This is a genomic window from Chloroflexota bacterium, from assembly GCA_018829775.1.
Lineage (GTDB): Bacteria > Chloroflexota > Dehalococcoidia > Dehalococcoidales > RBG-16-60-22 > E44-bin89.
Map to the genome: position 1 here is coordinate 1 of JAHJTL010000026.1, position 14,409 is coordinate 14,409.

General features: G+C 50.2%; 14 protein-coding genes. 2 read left to right on the top strand and 12 right to left on the bottom strand.

Translation table 11 applies throughout. The features are described 5' to 3' along the window. The 3 genes from KKD83_02920 to hypF all read right to left on the bottom strand — a co-directional run. A partial coding sequence (locus KKD83_02920; protein MBU2535103.1) for a hydrogenase formation protein HypD occupies positions 1-351 on the bottom strand: 351 nt, incomplete at its 3' end. Then, positions 348-575, bottom strand: coding sequence for a HypC/HybG/HupF family hydrogenase formation chaperone (locus KKD83_02925; protein MBU2535104.1), 228 nt, complete (start codon positions 573-575; stop codon positions 348-350). The genes KKD83_02920 and KKD83_02925, both read right to left, overlap by 4 nt. Before the next feature lie 5 nt (positions 576-580). Then, positions 581-2,884, bottom strand: coding sequence for a carbamoyltransferase HypF (gene hypF / locus KKD83_02930; GenBank protein MBU2535105.1), 2,304 nt, complete (start codon positions 2,882-2,884; stop codon positions 581-583). A gap of 434 nt (positions 2,885-3,318) precedes the next feature. Here hypF and KKD83_02935 point away from each other — a divergent pair, with 434 nt between their 5' ends. Continuing rightward, positions 3,319-4,191 carry a class I SAM-dependent methyltransferase gene (locus KKD83_02935; protein MBU2535106.1) on the top strand — a complete coding sequence of 291 codons (873 nt, stop codon included), beginning with the start codon at positions 3,319-3,321 and terminating at the stop codon, positions 4,189-4,191. 683 nt (positions 4,192-4,874) lie between these two features. Continuing rightward, positions 4,875-5,186 carry a hypothetical protein gene (locus tag KKD83_02940; protein MBU2535107.1) on the top strand — a complete coding sequence of 104 codons (312 nt, stop codon included), beginning with the start codon at positions 4,875-4,877 and terminating at the stop codon, positions 5,184-5,186. A 108-nt stretch (positions 5,187-5,294) separates the two neighbouring features. On the opposite strand, the gene KKD83_02945 is transcribed toward KKD83_02940, so the two are convergent. From KKD83_02945 to purE, 9 genes are all read right to left on the bottom strand, one after another. Continuing rightward, positions 5,295-6,194 carry a formate dehydrogenase accessory protein FdhE gene (locus KKD83_02945; protein MBU2535108.1) on the bottom strand — a complete coding sequence of 300 codons (900 nt, stop codon included), beginning with the start codon at positions 6,192-6,194 and terminating at the stop codon, positions 5,295-5,297. Then, the gene (locus tag KKD83_02950; GenBank protein ID MBU2535109.1) at positions 6,195-6,845 is read right to left on the bottom strand and encodes a formate dehydrogenase subunit gamma; all 651 of its coding nucleotides are present in this window, start codon (positions 6,843-6,845) and stop codon (positions 6,195-6,197) included. Continuing rightward, the gene (locus KKD83_02955; GenBank protein MBU2535110.1) at positions 6,829-7,674 is read right to left on the bottom strand and encodes a 4Fe-4S dicluster domain-containing protein; all 846 of its coding nucleotides are present in this window, start codon (positions 7,672-7,674) and stop codon (positions 6,829-6,831) included. The genes KKD83_02950 and KKD83_02955 overlap by 17 nt, the downstream gene beginning before the upstream one ends. A 30-nt stretch (positions 7,675-7,704) precedes the next feature. Further along, positions 7,705-10,734, bottom strand: a complete 3,030-nt coding sequence (gene fdnG, locus KKD83_02960; GenBank protein ID MBU2535111.1) for a formate dehydrogenase-N subunit alpha — start codon at positions 10,732-10,734, stop codon at positions 7,705-7,707. 158 nt (positions 10,735-10,892) lie between these two features. After that, positions 10,893-11,105, bottom strand: a complete 213-nt coding sequence (locus KKD83_02965) for a twin-arginine translocase TatA/TatE family subunit (protein MBU2535112.1) — start codon at positions 11,103-11,105, stop codon at positions 10,893-10,895. Between the two features lie 70 nt (positions 11,106-11,175). Beyond that, positions 11,176-12,093: a phosphoribosylaminoimidazolesuccinocarboxamide synthase gene (locus KKD83_02970; GenBank protein MBU2535113.1), complete on the bottom strand. Its 918-nt coding sequence runs from the start codon at positions 12,091-12,093 to the stop codon at positions 11,176-11,178. Positions 12,094-12,119: 26 nt separating this feature from the next. Then, positions 12,120-12,572 (bottom strand): nuclear transport factor 2 family protein, encoded by a 453-nt coding sequence (locus KKD83_02975; protein ID MBU2535114.1) that lies wholly within the window; start codon positions 12,570-12,572, stop codon positions 12,120-12,122. 56 nt (positions 12,573-12,628) lie between these two features. Beyond that, entirely contained in the window at positions 12,629-13,948 is a 1,320-nt protein-coding gene (locus tag KKD83_02980; protein MBU2535115.1) for an adenylosuccinate lyase, read from the bottom strand. After that, complete coding sequence (gene purE, locus KKD83_02985; GenBank protein MBU2535116.1) at positions 13,945-14,409, bottom strand: 5-(carboxyamino)imidazole ribonucleotide mutase; 465 nt, start codon at positions 14,407-14,409, stop codon at positions 13,945-13,947. Before purE ends, KKD83_02980 begins: the two co-directional genes overlap by 4 nt.

Consider the following 14,409-nt stretch of genomic DNA (forward strand, 5'->3'; position numbering starts at 1 on the left):
CGAGTAGACAATGCGCACGTCCGCTCCCGCCGCTTTTGCATCCTGAAGGCTGGAATGGCTTCCGGGCACCCTCACCATATCGCCGAAGGAGGCAACAATGACATCGGGCAGCGAAGCGATGGCGATGGCTTTATCAAGGTCGGCATTGTCGGTAACGCACACCGGGCAGCCCGGCCCCGAGGTAAGGGTGAGCACCGGAGGCAGCAACTGGCGGAGACCGGACTTCATGATGGACACGGTATGCCCGCCGCAGAATTCCATAAAACGTGCTTCTTTGGCAGCGTGACGGTGGATGCTGCGGACTAAGCCTGCGGCCAGCTCAGACTGGCGAAATTCACTGACTAACTTCATTCCTTCTCCAGGAGTTCGCTCATTTCGGCAAATATGGCCAGCGTCTCCTCCGCTTCGGCCTGGTCAAGGATGTTGATGGCATAGCCGGCGTGGAGGAGCACATAGTCACCCACCTTGGCCTCAGGGGTGAGCATCAGGCTTGTTTTTCGGGTGATGCCGCCGATTTCAACCTCGGCCTCGATTCCGTTTATCGATTTAATTCGTACCGGTATGGCCAGACACACGTAAATTACTCCTTACCGTTATTTATCTGATAATTGGCTATTACCGCTTGTCCGAGGGAAATACCGCCGTCGTTGCACGGTACCAGGCCATGAGTGAGAACGTTAAAACCTTCTCTTTCCAGCGCATCAACTGCCAGGTTAAGCAGCAGGCGATTTTGAAAAACGCCACCGCTCAAGGCCACCGTTATTAAGCTAGATTTTTGGGAAATCAACCGACAGGTCTCCAGTATGATACGTGCCACGGTCAGGTGGAATCTGGCGGAGACCACACCGGGCTCAATTCCGCTTCGCACGTCATTCACTACGGCGGAAACGAGCTCGGGCAATTTAATTACTGCGGGCTTATCATCTTCTATGGTAAATGGGTACGGTTCAAACCGAATCACATCATCGGGGGCTATCATTTCCAACTCGATGGCTGCTTGAGCTTCGTAGTCAACCTGCCCCCGGACCCCAGCCAGCGCTGACACGGCGTCGAAAAGCCGCCCCGCCCCCGAGGTCAGCGGTGAGTTAAGCCTCCGTTCCAGCTGGGTTTTGACGATATCTACTTCATGAGCGGATAATTCACTCATAATGGGGAGGCTATCCAGTGGCGTTTCCGGACCGAGAAGGGCATAAATGTAACCGAGCGCCATGCGATATGGCTTGTGAATGGCAGCAGCCCCTCCCGGCATCGGGACATATTCAAGGTGGGCTACCCTCTCAAAATTGCCCCAATCGCAGACCAGAAACTCGCCGCCCCAGAGGTTGCCGTCGGTACCGTAGCCGACGCCGTCAAAGGCGACGCCGATGACTTGTCCGTCAAATCCGTTTTCCACCAGGCAGCCGACGATATGGGCATGATGGTGCTGCACGCCGATAGTTTTCAATCCCTTCTCCGTAGCGTACTTCAGAGCATACTTGGTGGAGAGGTACTCCGGGTGCAGGTCATAGGCAATGATTTCGGGCTTTACGCGGAAAAGTTGCCGGTAGAGGTCAATAGTGTTCTCAAAATGCTCCACCGTCTCTTCATTATCCATATCACCGATGTGCTGGCTCAGAAAGGCGTATTCATCCCTGGTCAGGCAGAAGGTGTTTTTCTCCTCGGCACCGCAGGCCAGTACCTGACTGGCTTTAAAAGGAAGATGAATGGGCGCAGGCGCGTAGCCGCGGGCGCGCCTGATGGCGCGCGCCTTATCTCTCTCCACCAGATAAACGCTGTCATCGTAGCGGGCACGGATATCGCGATTGTGCAGCAGAAAGTAATCGGCGATGCCGTGAAGTCGATGCAGGGCTTCATCATTGTCTTGGCAGATTGGCTCCTCGCTCAGGTTGCCGCTGGTCATAACCAGCGGTCGTGCCGCATGGTGGAGGAGGATATGGTGCAGTGGTGTATAGGGCAACATGACACCGAGATATTTGTTATTTTCCGCTGCCGACGCGGTTACATTTGAGGCGTTTTTTCGCCACCTGAGAAGGACGATGGGCGCATTTGGCGAGAGGAGCAATTTGGCTTCCTCTGGTGATACATAGCAATGCCGCTTGATCTCTTCAATAGACGCCATCATCAAGGCAAACGGTTTGCCGGGTCGCTTTTTGCGTTCTCTGAGGCGTGCCACGACCTCCTGGCTCGTGGCATCGCAGGCAAGCTGGAAACCGCCAAGGCCCTTGACGGCGATGATATACCCCTGGTGGAGGAGCTCGGCAGCTTTATGTAGCGGGTCCTTGCCGGGTACTGGAGTTCCATTGGCATCGGTGAGCTGCAGGCTGGGGCCGCATTTGGGACAGGCGTTGGGCTGGGCGTGGAAGCGGCGGTCAAGCGGGTCATCGTATTCTGCCTGACACTCAGGACACATGGTAAAACGGTTCATAGTGGTCAGCGGGCGGTCATAGGGAATGTCCCTGATGATGGTAAAGCGGGGACCGCAGTTGGTACAGTTGGTAAACGGATAGAGGTAGCGGCGGTTTACCGGGTCGAAAACCTCTTCAAGGCATTCCGGGCAGGTGGCCAGGTCAGGAGAGATAGGCTGATATTTCCCCGGCTCGGGCTGGCTTTTTCTTATCTCAAAATCGATATCGCCTTTAACCGGCAGTTTTTCGGTGGTAACATCCTGAACACTGGCGGCGGAGGGAGCCCTTTCTTTCAAGAGGGCCAGAAACTGGCTGACGTTTTCCTCAGGCCCCTCTATTTCAATAGCCACGTTTCCTGAGGTATTTCGTACCCAGCCATTGAGGTGACAATTTTTGGCCAATCGGTAAACATAAGGTCGGAAACCGACGCCCTGCACTATACCGCGCACTTCAATATACAAACGCTCTGTGGAGTTCATTTTGGTGGAGAGCTCCTCATAGATGCCCCGGAAAGACTAACAGCAATACCGATTCTGTGATAGTGCCAAAGCTGCGATGGGACATATCAATCCACTACAATTATAGCATATAGCTGTAAAAGGGTGGATTTATAGCCTGTTGCGAAACTCGCGGCTGTAAATAGGTTCCATTTTACATCACTCCCCTTCTAGTCCCTACGCGGGATTATATCACTGTTGTCAATTGAATATTAATAACAGTTCAGTTCAATCGTGGTTGGTAATATCGTAGAACCTACAGGAGAGAGGATGCAAAGTAATAGTGCTAAAAAGGTCCGCTGAATTTCACGCCTGAAGACGAGGCGTGAAACCATGAAGCAATAAAGGAAGATTTATCAATTGACATGGAGACTTTCCCCCGTATAATTTATACTACTGCAATATAAGGTAGTATTATGAAACAAAGTTCTACCGGTTATGGTCCTGCTATAATGCGGGCGCAGGAAAATTTATTGCCAGAAGATAAACGGCTTTTTGAAGACCCCTATTCTGAGAAATTTCTATCACCCTTTTATAAATTTCTCGTGATTTTAATGCGTTCTCCTAAAATATTGAACTTTTTGATAAAGATAAGAGAAAGATTAACACCCGGAGTAATTGGGGGACTTATTTGCCGCACACGCTATATAGATGATGTATTAAACAACGCCATTAAGGAAGGAGTTGGAACAGTTGTTAACCTGGGAGCCGGTATGGATACCCGTGCTTTTCGTATTTCTGGCATTGAAAATATAAAATACTTTGAATTAGATTTTCCTGAATCACAGAAAGTCAAAAGATCATACATCGACAAAAAAGTCGGAGAACTTCCTTCCAATGTTTCTCTGGTTCCTATTGATTTTAACAGTCAAGATCTTGGTGAGGAGTTGAAGAAAGCAGGATATACTTTATCTTCTAAAACTCTTTTTATATGGGAAGGTGTAACACAGTATATTTCTAAAGAAGCAATTGATAATACCATAAAATATGTTGCCCAGGCTTCCACTGGCAGTAGAATTGTTTTTACCTACATTCTAAAAAGTTTTATTAATGGCAGCCATATCCCCGACGGTTTAAATAGCCTGTATAAATTCACTCTTAAAAAGAAGAATCCACTCTGGTTTTGTGGTTTTGATCCTGCCGAGATGCATGAGTATTTGTCAAAATATTCCCTATCTCTAATTGAAGATGTTGGTCATGAAGAGTATCTTGAGCGCTATATTAAACCCAAAGGCCGTGATTTAACAGTGTTTGAAATTGAGCGGGCAGTTCTGGCAGCTGTGAAATAAGACGCTATTTATTATCAAATAGACAAAATACTGCAACCAATATCTATCACTAGAACATAATCATCATACACTATTGTCTGGAAAGTAGTACTTTTAAAATGTTTTCTCTTAGCATAACTAATCAATTCTGCCATGAAGCGTATTCATTTCATAGTTAATAATTTGATGTATGCTAACACTTGATTTTTACTTTGAGGTTAGTCCCTTGATACAAGTTTGCCAATATGAAATACCAAAAATATATTCCAAAACTAGAATACTTATGGAGCGAAATAGCCTGCAGGTTTGTGCGTGGAACGAGTGTATGAATGCGCTAGGTTAAGCCCTACATAGTGCTATGAGTAATCAAATATGCTCTATTAGGCAATGTGTTCATTCTGTGGCTTAGGTTGCCAGAGAATTTATGAAATAATCTGGTGAAATGTTTTTTACTTAACAACTTGTAATCAATTTGTAATCAATCTGTAATTATTTCCACGCTGATTTTAATCTTTTCGTAACTTCAAAATAATAGAATGGGTTCAATGATGATCGATGAGCATTATGGTCTTTAGCGTAAACAAAATGATTATCACGCCTTTTGACTATTATGAGCAATGGGAATTCAGGCAGTTATTATCGAATATTAATTGATCACCTGACATATCCTCTGGCATGTGAAAACGAAGTGAAGGAGAAGCAAAATGGAGAATAAAAATGTTGACCGAGATCTTATACAAGAATTTGAGCAGCTTAATATAAAACTGGCGACTGAGCAGATTGACACAGAAATAGAGTTGGAAAACGTAATGGGCTTGGCTAGTGAACAAATGGAAAGGGATGAAATATTTAGCAAGTTGAAATATTATTCACATACTTACAGAGCAGGGTTTAATGAAGGCTTTTTGGTTGGGCGACAGTTAATGCAAAAACACGATACTCTTAAAGCAGAGAGTATTTATCGCAAATATTTAGAACTCAAGGATAGCACTTCCAAACTGCTCATCAACCAATAGTTTCGCAACAAACTAGATTAATGTCTTTCCAATCTTAAATGAAGCTTCTGGTCGCTAAAGATTTCATGGCCCCGATTAGGGACACAAGGCACAAGATGGAACTAATTATTACTTCTGCCTAGTATGTTTGTCTTTATATGTGGATTTGGGAACTCTGGTGGTTTTATCGTAAGGTTTGTAGCCCATTTCGACCGCCTGGCGGTCCATATCCAAGGTATGGAAACGTTCAAGTGGTAATATAACCTGGCCTTCGGTTTGTCGCAGGTCTATTGTTTTAAGGTAATGTTTGCATCGCTCGCAAGTGTAAAGCCGGTATAGACCTGAATCGTCTACAAAGTACGACAGGTCATTCTGGTCCTGGGTATCACAATAGGGACATTGAAGGCGTTGAAAGGGCCATTCAGTATCACAACGAGAACATAAAAGCCACCTTGAGCCGCGTTCGGTATCCAGAAAAGCGAAGTCCGCACTTCCTCCGCATATCGGACAATAACTGCGGCGCCATCGCTCATGGTCAATGGAATCTCTCAGGGTTTTGGCATGACTCACCAGGAAGGGTTTTATAGTTGCGTGGATAATCGAATTTATGAGTTTATTGTCTGCGTCCTTAGCTGAAATCCTTGAGGGCAGCTTTTGTTTTTCGAACCATTGCTTGAGTACTGGCCTTGTAAGAAGAACATCCGCTTCTAGTTCTGCCAATCCCTCGTAATTGGATTTGAATATCGCTGCATAGCTGGCGAAAATAATCTTGATCTCATCGAAAGTAGTAACCAGTAACTGCCAATCGAGAGCGAGCTCATCAAAAGAGATAAGGGGAACTCCATCATTGGTCCGCTTACTAGTGGCATCGCGGCTCAAACTCGGTTCAAGTCGCGAAGTCAGCTTTTTTTCAACTTGAGATTGAACTTGTAGTAATTTACGGTAGAACTCTAAGAGTTTCGGGAGTATCCCTTCTTTTCTTTCCTTCTCCTCCAAAAAGCTGATAATTACATCAGTCTGTGTAGGCAACTAGCTTTCCACCTCTTTCCCTTTGGTGACCTCTTCATACCACTTGGCATGATGTGTCTTGGCATACTCAGATGATATTTTGCCCCTCGCCATAGCGCTCCAGGACTCGGTCATCAGCGGATGTAGCACACCAAGGTAGATGTGGACAAACAGCATTACCCCGGTGACAATGAAAGCGATGTCGTGTAGAAAAACCGTCCACAGTAAAACAGACGGTGCCAGCGTTGTCTTACCAAACCACATGATAAGACCGGTTATGACAAAAGCAGTCCCGAAGATTATAACTAAGAACCACCACATTTTTTGGCCGGTGTTCATATGGCCTTGGGGTGGCATGGTACTCTTGTCCCCAAGGAAATAAAACCGCGGTGCCGCTTTTAGCCAGCCCATGTCACTGCTTGCCCAGGAAAAGGCTGACTTTACCCCTTCCTTCGTTGATTTCCAGTTCATGGGGATGTAAATAAGTGGCGCTATGATAAATATAGCTGCGGCAATGCGATGTATCACACGGCTCCAGCTATCCTGCGCAATAACACCCAGGCCAGGGACAAACAGCACAAGCCCGGTAAGAAACAAAGCGACAAAAGCACCAGCATGTACCCAGTGCAGTACGCGCGTTGGTTTTCTGTACTTCTCAACTTCTTGCGGCATCTTTCTTCTCCTTCTCCTTGTTTGCATTGGCCCGGGCGACAAAGTAATTCATGCCCAGTCCCAGGATGGTTAACCCGCCCGCTACCCAGCCAATCGGTTGCATTACATCCTGCCAGGCGATGGTAGCAGCGGAAATCTGCGGATTTACTGGCAGTCCATAAACGGCGGGATGGTCATCAAGGACATACATCACGTGCAGTCCGCCTAATTCTTTTTCACCATAGAGGTTGGCATTGGTCCACCCTTTAGCCCTTAACGCTTCGACGCGTTTTTTACCCTCCGCGACGAGCTGGCTACGGTCGCCGTATTGCAACGCATTTGGCGGGCAGGTCTTCACGCAGGCCGGTTCCCAGCCCTCGGCAATGCGGTCCAGACCAGGGGTGGTGCAGAGAGTGCACTTATCCATTTTTGCGATGCCGGAAATCAGGTTGCGCTCGGAACGCGGCACCTGGAAGGGGCAGGCATCAATACAGTAGCCACAGCCGGTGCAGATATCTTTATTATAAGCGACAAAGCCGAGCTCATGATGGTATAAAGCGCCGCTGGGGCACACCTTAACGCAACCCGCTTCGGTACAGTGCATGCAGGAGCGTCGAGTGAAAAGCCATCTCACCATTCCACCGGGGTCGATTTCGCGGAACTCCATCTTGAGCCAGGTGGTCGGAGAGAGGTCGGGAGGGTTCTCGTAGCTCCCGCGGTTTACCGACTGTACACCGTTTTCCACGGTGGGAATAAATTCATCGTTCTCGTTCCATTGCTTGCAGGCGGCCTGACAGCCCCGGCAAGCTGTGCACCGTGTTGCGTCATATAATATTGCTTTTTCAGCCATCGTTACCTCCAACTATTCAGCATTCACCATCTATGCCTTGCGGACGTTAACCAGGAAAGCTTTATACTCGGGAATCATTGTATTCGCATCACCCACATGCGGTGTGAGAATGTTGGCACTGTCTCCCGTGGAGAGTCCGGTGAAGCCCCAGTGCCAGGGTATGCCTACCTGGTGCACCTTCTTCCCGTTCAACTGGAAGGGCTTGAAGCGTTTGGTTATCATGGCTTTTACACTGACCTGGCCTCGGGTTGATTCCACGATAACTTTCTCACCGTTGGCTATCCCTTTCTCCACAGCCAGTTCCTCACTCATCTCGACGAATGGTTCAGGCTGCATTTCGATCAACCACGGATTGTTTCTGGTCATCTGCCCGCCCTGCCAGTGTTCAGAGACACGGTAGGTGCTGCATACTATTGGATACTTATCCGGGGTTCCCTGTTCCTCTGGTCTCCATATTTTGAACGCCGGGTTGTTCTGCTGCTTTGACATGGGGTTCTGTATTGGAGCTTCCCACGGCTCGTAGTGCTCGGGGAGAGGTCCTTCGGCCATTCCGGGACCGAAGAAGCGGGCATGTCCCTCTGGCTTCATGATGAAGGGATACTTGGTCTTTTCCGGGTCAACGGCCATCGGCGGCCAGCCACCATCGGGTACATCACCGACCCATTTGCCATCCTGCCACCAGATAACCGGGTGCTCCTTGTCCCACGGCTCACCATTGAGGTCAACGGAGGCCCGGTTGTAAATGATACGCCGGTTAACCGGCCAGCACCAGGACCATTTTGGATAGAGCCCGATATTGAATGGGCCGGGAGTTGAATCGCGGCGGGCAGCCATATTGCCGTCCTCGGTATAGCTGCCACAGTAGAGCCAGTTTCCGGATGTGGTGGTGCCATCATCCTTCAGCTTACCGAAGCTAGGCAGCAGCTGACCGGCAGTTAAGTCGTAGCCATTTATCTCCTTGGCTACCGCGTGCACGTCAGGGTGCTCGTGTCCGTAGTTCCACATGAGTTGAGTTATCGCTTCGGCATTGGGGCCGCCCTCATTGACGTAGAGTTCCCTGAGCTTTCGGGCCAGCCGGTCTAACATCCAGAGGTCATCCTGGGCGGCACCCGGACCATCAGCGGCTTTATAACGCCACTGGCTCCAGCGGCCGCTATTGGTAACGCTGCCCTCTTTCTCAAAGGAATTAAGGGCGGGGAGGAGGAAGACTTCAGTCTTAATATCGGCCGGGTTTGCCCCCGGGCGTTTCCAGAAATTGGCTGTCTCGGTCTCCCAGAGATCGGTAACCACCAGCCAGTCGAGTTTATCCATCGCCTGCCGTTCCAGATTGGCGTTAGGTCCGCCCACAGCAGGGTTCTGGCCCCAGCACATCAATCCTTTGATTATGCCGGAGTACATGGCCTCAAACAGTGAGATGTGGGAGTAGTCGACGCCGCCTTCAATCTTTGGCAGGTAGTGATAGCCAAATTGATTACCTGCAGAGGCGGCATCACCGTACCAGGTCTTGAGCAGGCTGACCATATATTTAGGCGTATTCTGCCACCAGTTGGCGCTCTTGGGGTCGTTGCTCTTGGGAGTAACACGTTCCAGGTACTTGTCCAGGGAGGTATCAGTGTTCAGCGGCGTTTTCAGGTAGCCAGGCAGAATATGGAACAGTAGACAGTGGTCGGTAGAGCCCTGAACGTTGGACTCGCCTCGCATGGCGTTAATGCCGCCACCGGCAATTCCGATATTGCCGAGTAAAAGCTGGAGGATACAGTAAGAGCGGATATTCTGTGCGCCGTAGGTGTGCTGGGTGGTTCCCATGGCGTAGAGAATGGTGCCTGCTTTCCCTACCTGGCCGCTGGCAGCATATGTCTGGCAGACCTGCAGGAAGGTGTCAACGGGGGCACCGGTTATATGGGATACCATCTCCGGGGTATAGCGAGCGAAGTGCTTCTTCATGAGCTGGAAAACGCAGTTGGGGTCTTTGAGGCTCATGTCCCTCTTGGGGATACCCTTTTCGTCAAGCTGGAACTGCCAGCTGGATTTATCGTATTTTCTCTTACCACCATCGGTTTCATTGTGGCCCCCGGCATAGCCAGAGAACAGGCCATCCAGCTCAGCAGGTCCCTTGTAGTCAGGGTTGATGAGGTAAGCGGCATTGGTATATTCCGTGATGTAGGTCATGTTGTAATTACCGGGATTACTGTCAATATCATCCAGCACCCACTTTATCATGCCGTCGATAAAGGCAATGTCAGTGCCTGACCGCAATGGAGAGTAGATATCAGCTTTGGCCGAGGTTCTGGTGAACCTGGGGTCGATGCTGATGAGCTTGGCACCCTTTTCTTTGGCTTCCGTGATATGGCCAAATGCTGCCGGGTGGTTTTCTGCAGGATTGGAACCGATGGCCATTATGGCATCGGAGTTCGCGATGTCATTCCAGTGGTTGGTCATGGCCCCTCGGCCGAACGTCTCCGCCAAACTGGCGACAGTGGGGGAATGTCATATACGGGCGTGGTGTTCAATATACACCAGACCAAGTGCCCGTGCCAATTTCACCAGGAGGTAACATTCCTCGTTATCTAGAGCGGAACCTCCAAGATTGGCAATGGCTTCGGTGCGGTTTACCAGGTCGCCCTTGCTGTTTTGCCCGATAAAACTGGCATCTCTGGTGTCTTTAATGCGCCGCGCTATCTCCGTTAGCGCCCAATCCCAGGATGTTTCCTCCCAATCGGTCCCACCGGAACGCCGGTACAGGACTTTGCTCAGACGCCAGGGATTATCCGCGGAAAGTTGTCGCATGGAGGCGCCTTTGGCACAGCCTCCACCTCGGTTGATGGGATGGTCAGGGTCGCCTTCAATGTTGACCACTTTGCCGTTCTGTGCCGCCACAAGAAATCCGCAACCAGAGGCATCGTATGGACAGATGGTGCTCTTTTCACCTATTCTCTTTTTCAGGGGAATAACTTTGTGAGTTACCGCTTGAGCAAAATCAGGGTTAAGTGCCCCGAAAATAAAAATGCCGCCTATGGCGGTACCAGATGTTTTGAGAAAATCTCTCCTATTAAGCTCCATAAATACCTCCTTATTGGAATATATCCTATATTAAGCGCAAAATATTACCCAGATTAAGCGGGAAATGTTACCTGTATTGGACGTGAATTACACTTGCGTAAGTATAAATTATATTCGAGTTATTTGTCAACATTATTTTTGCAGGATAAATCGAATTATTACTTCGATGATTTCCGGGCGGTTTTTCTTGGTTTTGGCAGTTCTTTTTCTTCCTCCTCTTCTTCAAAACCTTCACCGCGCTGTCCTTTCCTGAAGTTACGTATACCCTTCCCCATAGCTCCGCCAATTTGTGGCAACTTGCCCACACCGAAAACGATGAGAATGACTACCACGATTAGGGCGATTTCCCATGGACCCAATCGAAATGGCATGGTATCTCCTTCCCGGCTCTATTTCCTCTTTGCCCGAGATTTTATACTTTGTTCAATACTATGTGAGTAATTATTTTAGTGCCTGGCCGGTAATCCTCTCGTATGCCTGGATATACCTGCGGGACGTTGCGTTAACAACATCGGGTGGCAGCGGTGGGGCGGGCGGTTCCTTGTTCCACCCCGATTCCACCAGCCAGTCGCGAAGCGGTTGTTTATCGTAGCTGGGCTGCGCCTGACCGACCTGATATAGACCGGACTCCCAGATGCGTGATGAATCCGGTGTTAGCAGTTCATCAATCAGAATGAGCCGGTCTCCATCCAGCCCGAATTCCATCTTCGTATCGGCGATGATTATACCCCGTTTGGCGGCGTACTCCTGTGCGTAATTATAAATGGCCAGGCTTTTCTCTTTTATTTCGAGGGCTCTTTTTTCACCGACCTCCTTTTCGACCTCATCCATGGTGATGGGCAGGTCATGCCCGGATTCTGCTTTGGTCGTTGGGGTGAACAGTGGCTCAGGCAGCTTCTGGCTCTCCCGGAGCCTCTTTGGCAGCGTGAAACCGGCCACCTTGCCCTGTTCCTGGTATTCAGCCCAGCCGGAACCGGCGAGGTAGCCGCGCACGACGCATTCAACCGGGATGCGCTTTACTTTTTTAACCACCATGGAGCGCCCGACCAGATAGGCAGGGCAGGGGAAGCGATTTTCGGCAGCGATATAGGTGTCAAGACAATGGACATCCTGAACCGTCTCCACCAGATGGTTGGGTACGATTTCTGATGTATGCCTGAACCAGAAAACAGACAGCTGGTTCAGGACGAGACCTTTACAGGGAATGGCGCTGGGCAATACGAAATCAAAGGCGGAGATGCGGTCGGTGGCGATGATGAGGAGGTGATTCCCCAGGTCATAGGTATCACGCACTTTGCCTTTGATGAATAACGGTAGAGGGAGGTCTGTCCCTCTTATCACTGATAAATCATTTCCCATATCTTAAACTCCGGTATCCTTAATGTTTAGTCGGTTAAGCCTTCCACGGATTTCTTGAGGATGCGGCTCACTACGGCTTTGCTTACCGGGTCTTTGGCCACCGTATCAGCAAAATCGAGCCTGTCGAAGTAGAGGCGCAGGCATTTTATTTTATCGTTCTCAAAAACAAGGACTTCAGACTGCTTGGACTTTACCTCCGGCCCGCTGTGCAGCCGTGCCCGAATGATGAATTCCTCAAACAGGATATTTCCCTCAGCCATAATTATAACGGGTTGAACTTTGATCTGACGGATGTTTTTGAACAGCCAGTCGAACCACTTTTCTACGCCGGCCTTTCCATAGAGGCTGTGGCGCAGCAACTCGATTTCACAGTCGTCGGCAAAGCATGACAGGACCGCGTCCAGCCTTTTGTTTTCTATCGCGTTGTCCAGTGCCATTGCCACTCTGCGAATCTCGTCAGTCGATTGCTTCCCTTCCATAGTACCTCAACCTCGGTAGATATACGTTACACGACTCTCGGCGTTAAATTTGTCGATTATGATATGGCGTCTTTCCACTGCGCTTTGGTCAATCCCAATCGCTCAAAGATTTCGTCTACGTGTCTCAGGTAGTACTGGTAATCAAACAACGACTCGAGTTCCGGCTGGGGCAGGATTTCAGCGACTTCCGGGTCGGCTTTTAACAGGCTGCGGAAGTCCTTATTCCCTTTCCAGGATTTCATGGCATTGCGCTGCACCAGCTCATATGCTTTCTGCCGGGAGAAGCCTTTGTCGATAAGTGCCAGCATCACCCGCTGGGAAAAGACAAGGCCTTTGGTGAGTTCCATGTTCTTTTTCATTCGCTGTGGAAAGACCTGCATCCCCTTGATTATTGAGGTAAAGAGGGACAGGCAGTAATCAACCAGCAGGCAGGAATCGGGAAGTATAACGCGTTCCGTGGAGGAATGGCTTATATCACGCTCATGCCAGAGCGCGATATTTTCCATTGCAGTAAGGGCATAGCCCCTTACCAATCGGGCCAGACCGCTGATTCGCTCACAGAGTTCAGGGTTGCGCTTGTGGGGCATGGCCGAGGAACCAGTCTGGCCGGTGCCGAAAGGTTCTCCCACTTCTCCGACTTCTGTCTTCTGGAGCCCTCTAATCTCGACGGCGAACTTTTCCAGTGAGCTGGCGATGATGGCCAGCGTGGTCATAAACTGGGCATGGCGGTCGCGCTGTAATATCTGGCTGGATACCGGCGCGGGGAGCAGACCCAGTTTCCGGCAGGCCCGCTGTTCTACCTCTGGCGGGACGGTGGCATAGGTGCCGACGGCACCGGATATCTTGCCCACGGCGATGGCCTTTTTAGCCTCGCCAAGGCGCTGCAGGTTGCGCCTCATCTCTTCAACCCATACTGCCAGCTTTAAACCAAAGGTAATTGGCTCGGCGTGAACGCCATGTGTGCGTCCGATCATCGGGGTATATTTGTGCTCCATGGCTTTCTGTGCCAGTACCGTAATAAACTCTTTAACGTCTACAGTGAGCAGTTCGGTAGCCTCCACCAGTTGCAAGCTGAGCGCCGTGTCCATGACGTCCGACGAGGTAAGCCCGAGATGGATGAAGCGCGATTCCTCGCCCAGGCTCTCTGCTACCGAGCCGAGGAATGCCGTCATATCGTGGCGGGTTTCCTTGAGTATCTCTTCCATGCGCCTGAGGTTGCACTTGGCCAGCTTGATTTTCGGGATGGCCTCGCGGGGCACGACGCCTATCTCCGCCCAGGCATCGCAGACGGCAATTTCCACATCAAGCCACTTGTTGAACTTGTTATCTTCCGACCACACCCGCTTCATCTGGGGGCGAGAATAGCGCTCAATCATTTGCTTTCTCCTTGCAGGTCGCGTCGACATTGCTCATAAGCTTTGCCAATGCTTTCATGTTTGATACCCAGAATTTCGGCGGCCAGATAGGCGGCGTTCTTGGCTCCGGCGGTGCCGATGGCCACGCAGGCGACCGGTATCCCTGCCGGCATCTGGACAATTGAGTAGAGGGCATCAACGCCTTTCAGTTCCCCGGAGACGAGCGGCACCCCGATAACCGGCAGGATAGACCAGCTGGCCAGAACACCGGGAAGGTGGGCGGCGCCCCCTGCGGCGGCGATGATGACCTCAATGCCGCGCTCACGGGCCGTCATCCCGTATTGCCGGGCCTTTTCCGGGGCGCGGTGGGCGGAAATGACATTGACCTCGTAGTCAATACCAAGCTGTTCCAGTATCTCCAGAGCTGGTTTCAGTGCTTCCGTATCCGACTTGGAACCCATAACCACGCCAACCAACGGCAT